This window comes from Mesorhizobium sp. M7D.F.Ca.US.004.01.2.1 (assembly GCF_003997785.1).
Lineage (GTDB): Bacteria > Pseudomonadota > Alphaproteobacteria > Rhizobiales > Rhizobiaceae > Mesorhizobium > Mesorhizobium loti.
In genome coordinates this window covers 1-845 of the sequence record NZ_RZRQ01000709.1, presented here as the reverse complement: position 1 = coordinate 845, position 845 = coordinate 1, and the positions used below count along the sequence as shown (strand labels likewise).

The following is an 845-nucleotide window of genomic DNA, read 5'->3' as shown; positions in this document are numbered from 1 at the left end:
GGACTGAAGGGGGCCAGATCGATCGGCGGAGTCTGCCCCAGGACAAGATCGCGGATCAACCGTCCGGTGGCCGCCGCCTGGGTCAGGCCGAGATGGCCGTGGCCGAAGGCATAAACCACCGACCGCTTTCCTGGCGCGCCGCCGATGACGGGCACTGAATCCGGCAGCGAGGGACGGAACCCCATCCATTCGCGTCCGCCCGAGGGATCGAGCCCCGGCAGGAATTTTTGCGCCTTCTGCAGCAGCGCCTTCGACCTGCTATAATTGGGCGGCCGTTCGATGCCGCCGAGTTCGACGGCGCCGCCGACGCGCAGGCCCGTTTCGAGCGGCGTGACGACGAAGCCATGGCCGGAGAAGATCAGCATCCGCTTCACGTCGAAGGCACTCGTCGGCAACGTCGTGTTGTAGCCGCGCTCGGTCTCCAGCGGAATGCGATCGCCGAGTTGCCTCGCCAGCAGATGCGACCATGCGCCGGCGGCGACGACAAGGTGTCGGGCCTGCCTTGTGGTGCCGTCTGCCAACGTCAGTGTCGCACCATCCTGATCCGCCGCGACTTGGCTGATCCGAGCCAGCTCAAAGCGGGCGCCCTTGGCCTGTGCATAGGCCCACACCGCCTTGCCCAGCAGTTTCGGGTCGGCGACCGTCTTCCATCCCGGCACGAACGTACCTTTGATGAAGCGCGGCGACAGCCCCGGCTGCAAGGCGGCCAGTTCCTCGCCCTCGACATGGCGGAAACCGATGCCGAAACGCTCACGCGCCGCCCAGCCGGGCAGCCCGGCCCGAAATTCGGCCTCGCTTTCGTAGAGCTCCAGTGAGCCATCCTCGCGCAGCATCGACCGCGTACC

The 845-nt window shown here is 67.0% G+C and carries 1 protein-coding gene; it reads right to left on the bottom strand.

All coding sequences use genetic code 11. The features are described from left to right. Positions 1 to 845: FAD-binding oxidoreductase (locus EN993_RS36345; RefSeq protein WP_164758082.1), on the bottom strand; the 845-nt coding region annotated here is incomplete at both ends.